This window comes from Mesorhizobium sp. M5C.F.Ca.IN.020.32.2.1 (assembly GCF_004023105.1).
Lineage (GTDB): Bacteria > Pseudomonadota > Alphaproteobacteria > Rhizobiales > Rhizobiaceae > Mesorhizobium > Mesorhizobium wenxiniae.
The window spans coordinates 1-5,192 of sequence record NZ_RZSX01000443.1; the positions used below are offsets into that span (position 1 = coordinate 1).

Annotated in this window: 6 protein-coding genes and 3 pseudogenes; all 9 read right to left on the reverse strand. The window is 64.0% G+C overall.

What is annotated here, in order from left to right; all coding sequences use genetic code 11:
• Nucleotides 1-292 (reverse strand): annotated as a pseudogene (locus EOA86_RS21130) (MFS transporter); the annotation flags it as partial.
• Nucleotides 289-789 (reverse strand): transcription antitermination factor NusB, encoded by a 501-nt coding sequence (gene nusB, locus EOA86_RS21135; protein WP_029353406.1) that lies wholly within the window; start codon nucleotides 787-789, stop codon nucleotides 289-291. The gene nusB and the pseudogene EOA86_RS21130, both read right to left, overlap by 4 nt.
• The gene (ribH, locus tag EOA86_RS21140; RefSeq protein WP_029353404.1) at nucleotides 786-1,280 is read right to left on the reverse strand and encodes a 6,7-dimethyl-8-ribityllumazine synthase; all 495 of its coding nucleotides are present in this window, start codon (nucleotides 1,278-1,280) and stop codon (nucleotides 786-788) included. The genes nusB and ribH overlap by 4 nt, the downstream gene beginning before the upstream one ends.
• A gap of 88 nt (nucleotides 1,281-1,368) precedes the next feature.
• Nucleotides 1,369-1,497 (reverse strand): annotated as a pseudogene (locus EOA86_RS40500) (CopG family transcriptional regulator); the annotation flags it as partial.
• A gap of 35 nt (nucleotides 1,498-1,532) precedes the next feature.
• On the reverse strand, nucleotides 1,533-2,150 hold the full coding sequence (locus tag EOA86_RS21150) for a riboflavin synthase (protein WP_065008051.1): 618 nt from the start codon (nucleotides 2,148-2,150) through the stop codon (nucleotides 1,533-1,535).
• The gene (gene ribD / locus EOA86_RS21155; protein WP_128343417.1) at nucleotides 2,150-3,280 is read right to left on the reverse strand and encodes a bifunctional diaminohydroxyphosphoribosylaminopyrimidine deaminase/5-amino-6-(5-phosphoribosylamino)uracil reductase RibD; all 1,131 of its coding nucleotides are present in this window, start codon (nucleotides 3,278-3,280) and stop codon (nucleotides 2,150-2,152) included. Before ribD ends, EOA86_RS21150 begins: the two co-directional genes overlap by 1 nt.
• A gap of 2 nt (nucleotides 3,281-3,282) precedes the next feature.
• Nucleotides 3,283-3,759, reverse strand: a complete 477-nt coding sequence (nrdR, locus tag EOA86_RS21160; protein ID WP_065008049.1) for a transcriptional regulator NrdR — start codon at nucleotides 3,757-3,759, stop codon at nucleotides 3,283-3,285.
• 148 nt (nucleotides 3,760-3,907) lie between these two features.
• Nucleotides 3,908-4,498: a hypothetical protein gene (locus EOA86_RS21165; RefSeq protein ID WP_245497335.1), complete on the reverse strand. Its 591-nt coding sequence runs from the start codon at nucleotides 4,496-4,498 to the stop codon at nucleotides 3,908-3,910.
• Nucleotides 4,499-4,577: 79 nt separating this feature from the next.
• Nucleotides 4,578-5,192 (reverse strand): annotated as a pseudogene (gene glyA, locus EOA86_RS21170) (serine hydroxymethyltransferase); the annotation flags it as partial.

Consider the following 5,192-nt stretch of genomic DNA (forward strand, 5'->3'; position numbering starts at 1 on the left):
CGATCAGACCACCGAGCGCAGTGACGATCGTGCCGGTCATGAAGCCGTCGCGCTGGCCGAGCCGGCGGATGATGGCGGCGGCCGGCAAGGCGCCGAGCGCCACGCCGACGTTGAAGCCGGTGATCGGTGCGGTCGCCAGAGACTTGTCGGAGCCAAGCAGATAATGTCCGGCCAACCCGCCCACGGAAATGGCGATGGGTGCGGCCGAACCGATAATCGCCTGCGAAGCGGCAAGAATGAGCGCCGTGCGGCGCGCTTCCCTGCCAGCCTCGGCGATAGCGACGGCCGTCATGAAGCGTCCTTGCCACGCCCTTCGCCGCGCACCCGGCGCGACACGCGATCGAGCACCGCGTTGACCAGCTTCGGCTCGTCTTCTTCGTAAAACGCCTTGGCGATGTCGACATATTCCGAAACGATGACAGCCACCGGCACGTCCTCTCGCTTCATCAGTTCGTAGACGCCGGCGCGCAATATGGCGCGCAGCGTCGAATCGAGCCTGGACAGCGGCCAGTCCTCGGTCAGCGCCTGGCGGATGACCGGATCGATGGTTTTCTGGTTCTCGACGACGCCGGCGAGGATGGCGCGAAACCATTGTGCGTCCGCCTCGCGATAGAGCGCGCCGTCGACTTCCTTGCCGAGCCTGAATGCCTCATATTCGGCGGTGATTTCGAAGACGCCGCTGCCGGCCACATCCATCTGATAGAGCGCCTGCACTGCGGCCAGACGGGCAGCACCGCGCTTGTTGGCGAGGCGTGCTGCGGCCTGGCCGGGTGATGCGGGCCCGCTCACGATCGCTCTCCCAATTGTTGCTTGAGGGCAATCATAGTCAGCGCCGCACGCGCGGCAAAGCCGCCCTTATCGCCTTCCGAGCGTTTGGCCCGCGTCCAGGCCTGTTCGTCATTTTCGGTCGTCAGGATGCCGTTGCCGATGCAGACCGCTTCCTGCACGGACAAGTCCATCAGGGCGCGGCTCGATTCATTGGCGACGATGTCGAAATGATAGGTGTCACCGCGCACGATGGTACCAAGGGCGACAAAACCGTCATAGCTCGGCCCGCCTTCGGCCGCGCCGTCAAGCGCGAAGGAAATCACCGCGGGAACCTCGAGCGAGCCCGGGACGGTGACGACATCGTATGTCGCGCCCGCTTCCTCGAGCGCGCTTGTCGCGCCTTCGAGCAGCGCATCGGCAAGATCGTCATGGAAGCGTGCCTCGATGATAAGAAGGTGGGCCTTCTTCTTCGGGCGAATGAACGCTTTGCCGTGTTGGGATGTGCCAGCCATAGATGTCTCCGGGATCGCCGGTGACTTAGGCCGAAGCCGGTTTGATCGCAAGCAGAAGATTGGTGGAGATGCGGGAGGTCTGCCGAAACTATTTTATTTCCCGGCGCGGCGTCTGACGCGGATTCCTGGGATCAAGGCTCAAAGCCCAAGCCCGCACGACATGGTGGTCAATCACATTACCGGCGTCAACATCAGCTAACGCTTCGCGCGTCAGTTGCTCTTCCTGTCTGGAAGTCCTTCTGCCCTCAATCATCAAAGCCCCACTTTCGCGGCCTCGGCCAATCGCGCCGCGTAGCGAGCCATGGTGTCGATCTCAAGGTTGACCCGGTCGCCGACCTGGCGTTCGCCCCAGGTGGTCACCGTCAGCGAGTGATGGATCAGAAGCACGTCGAAGCGCGTGCCCTCAACCTTGTTGACGGTGAGCGAGGTACCGTCGAGCGCGACCGAACCCTTGGGCGCGATAAATTTGGCCAGGTCGCGCGGCGCTTCCAGCGTGAAGCGCACAGCATCGCCCTCGTCCTTGCGTTCGATGATCTCGGCCGTGCCGTCGACATGGCCTGAAACGATGTGGCCACCAAGCTCGTCGCCGATCTTCAGCGCCCGCTCCAGATTGATTCTCGTGCCGGATTTCCAGCCCATGGCCGTAGTCAGCCTGAGCGCCTCTTCCCAGGCCTCGACCTCGAACCAGCGCGCATTGGCGCCGCTTTCCGGCAAGGCCGTCACCGTCAGGCAGACGCCGCCACAACAAATCGAAGCACCGATGGCGATGGTCTGCGGGTCATAGGCGGTGTCGATGCGAAGGCCGACGCCCTCTCTCAACGGCTTCACCGCAGCGACGGTGCCGACATCGGTGACAATCCCGGTAAACATCAGATGTCCCTTATCCACTCCGCGTAGCTGTCTTCGCCGAAACGCATGTCGCGCAATTTGCGAAATCCTGCCGGGATATGGTTGGCGTCGATGGGCGATACAATGCCGCTCCTGCCGATCGGCTCCTGCCCCTGGAACAGCACGATGCGGTCGACCAGCCCTTCGGCGAGGAAGGCCTTGGCCACCTTGGCGCCGCCCTCGACCAGCACGCTCGCCATCCCAAGCGCCGCCAGATCCTCGAGCAGTTCCGGCAACGCTATATCGCCTTCATACGTCTCGGTGCCGATGAAGCGCACGCCGGCGCGTTCGAGCGCGGCCCGCCGGTATGGGTCGGCTTCGGCGCAGGCGGCGACATAGAGCGGAACCCGGTCGACGCCGGCGACCAGCTTCGATGTTTCCGGCAGCCTGATCTGGCGGTCGAGCACGATGCGCGCCGGCGAACGGTTTTCCAGCCCCGGCAACCGCACCGTCAGCGCCGGATCGTCCTCCAGCGCCGTGCCGATGCCGATCAATATGCCGTCGGCTTCGGCCCGCATCAGGTAGACTTCGCGCCGGGCGATGTCGCCGGTGATCGAGACTTGCCCCTCGCCTTCCATGCCGATCTTGCCGTCGCTGGAAAGCGCAAGTTTCAGGATCACTTCCGGACGTTTCTTCAGAGATCGAATGAGATAGCCGGCCATCTGCTCGGCGGCTTCTGCCGCGAGCACCCTTTCGACAACCTCGACACCGGCGGCACGCAGGATCGCATAGCCCTTGCCGGACACGCGTGGATCGGGGTCGCTCACAGCCCCAACCACCCGCGTGACGCCGGCATTGAGCAGTGCATTGGCGCAAGGCGGCGTGCGGCCATGGTGGGCGCACGGCTCCAGTGTGACATAGGCGGTGGCGCCGCGTGCGAGCCCGCCGGCCTCGGCCAGCGCCTCGGTCTCAGCATGCGGCCGGCCGCCGACAGCGGTGACACCGGTGCCGACGATCATCGGTCCGCTGCCGTCGTCACGCACGATCAGCGTGCCGACGGAAGGGTTGGTCGCGGTCCGCCCGCCATTTTTGCGCGACAGCCTGAGTGCTGCCGCCATGAAGCGGCGATCAAGACCCTCTTGTTCGGCTTGGCTGCGCCCGGGCCCTGCCATGCTCAGCCGGCGTCCTCTTCCTTGAGCTCGTCACCTTTGAGCTCACCCAGCACCTCGTGAAAATCCTTGGCCTCGCGGAAATTGCGATAGACCGAGGCAAAGCGCACATAGGCGACGTCGTCGAGCGATTTCAGCGCCTCCATCACCAGGCGGCCGACCTCGCCCGAGGCGACCTCGGTCTCGCCCGAACTTTCGAGCTGGCGCACGATGCCGGTCACCGCGCGGTCGATGCGCTCGGGATCGACATTGCGCTTGCGCACCGCAATCTCGACCGAGCGCAGCAGCTTGTCGCGGTCGAACGGCACCTTGCGTCCGGACTTCTTCACCACCACGAGGTCGCGCAACTGCACACGCTCGAAGGTGGTGAAGCGGCCGCCGCAATCGGGGCAGACGCGCCGCCTGCGGATCGCCGCGCCGTCTTCGGCGGGGCGCGAATCCTTCACCTGCGTATCTTCGGACTGGCAGTAGGGACAGCGCATGGACAGCCTTGTGTTCGCGATTCTTGTGGAGCGAAAGGCTTAGAGGTTTTTGCCGCGATGGCAAAGTATCGGGGTGGTCTCTCGCGCCTCAGAGATAGCGAGGCGCGAGGAAAATTGCCAGATCATACCAGACGGCAACACCGGCCGATTACGGCGCGACGTCGACGGTTGGGAATCCACATGACACGCCGAGGCTGCGATAGGCCTTTGTGAAGCCGTCCATCGATACCGTCGCGACCGGTGTGTCGGCGAAGATCACATCGAGTGCGCTGCCGCGGCGCATGGCACGCAGCAGCGCCAGGCTGATCTCGGGCTTGTTTTTCAACATCCATTTTCCGCCGGCACCCGCCATGGCATCGACGGTCGCCTTGACCTTGCCGTTGCTGTCACCGAACACCGCCGGAATGTTCTCGCCAGTCGGCAAGTCCTTGTTCCTCATGCCGATGATAAGGGTTGGATAGCCATCGGGCGGCAGTGCATCACCATTCGAGATGGCGAGCGTGAGGGTGCCGCTGGCACCGCTCGCGTCGAGAAAGGCGGTCGAGGCGACACAGGTCCTGCGCAGATCCTCACCGGTATCGATCTCGTCCACAGTGGTGGACCACTTGCCGAAGGTTTCGGTCTTCGGTGCGGCTGGGGTGGGCGCAGACTGTGCCAAAGCGGACAGCGGCAAGGTGGTCAGTGTCGCCAACACGCCAAGCGCGGCAAAGCCTGCGACACGGAAAATCTGCATCATCATCAAGGCTCCTGTCCGGACTCCGTCCCCACTGAAACAGTGCTTTTCGTCCGGCTGATAAGGGACGACACTTTGCGTGAGCTCAACCGAGATAGGGATAGAGCGGAAAACGATCCGTCAGCGCGGCCACCTTCGCCCTCACCGCTGCCTCGACGGCTGCATTGCCTTCGTCGGAATTCGCGGCCTTGAGCCCGTCCAGTACCTCGGCGATCAGCTTGCCGATCTCGCGGAACTCGGCCTGGCCGAAACCGCGCGTGGTGCCGGCCGGCGTGCCGAGCCGCACGCCCGAGGTGACGAACGGCTTTTCGGGATCGAAAGGGATGCCGTTCTTGTTGCAGGTGATGTTGGCGCGGCCAAGCGCTGCCTCGGCACGTTTGCCGGTGGCGTTCTTCGGGCGCAAGTCGACCAGCATCAGATGGTTGTCGGTGCCGCCGGAGACGATGTCGAGACCGGTTTCCTGCAGGCTGGAGGCAAGCGCCTTGGCATTGGCGGCAACGCTCTCGGCGTAGAGTTTGAAGCTTGGCTTCAGCGCTTCGCCGAAGGCCACCGCCTTGGCGGCGATGACATGCATCAGCGGGCCACCCTGCAGGCCCGGAAACACGGCCGAATTCATCTTCTTGGCGATATCCTCGTCGTTGCACAGGATCATGCCGCCACGCGGGCCGCGCAGCGACTTGTGCGTGGTGGTGGTCACCAC

Excerpts from the sequence above, each read along its gene's own strand:
- ribH (WP_029353404.1), bottom strand. The coding sequence starts at position 1,280 with ATGGCTGGCACATCCCAACACGGCAAAGCGTTCATTCGCCCGAAGAAG.
- EOA86_RS21150 (WP_065008051.1), bottom strand. The coding sequence starts at position 2,150 with ATGTTTACCGGGATTGTCACCGATGTCGGCACCGTCGCTGCGGTGAAG.
- ribD (WP_128343417.1), bottom strand. The coding sequence starts at position 3,280 with ATGGCAGGGCCCGGGCGCAGCCAAGCCGAACAAGAGGGTCTTGATCGC.
- nrdR (WP_065008049.1), bottom strand. The coding sequence starts at position 3,759 with ATGCGCTGTCCCTACTGCCAGTCCGAAGATACGCAGGTGAAGGATTCG.
- EOA86_RS21165 (WP_245497335.1), bottom strand. The coding sequence starts at position 4,498 with ATGATGATGCAGATTTTCCGTGTCGCAGGCTTTGCCGCGCTTGGCGTG.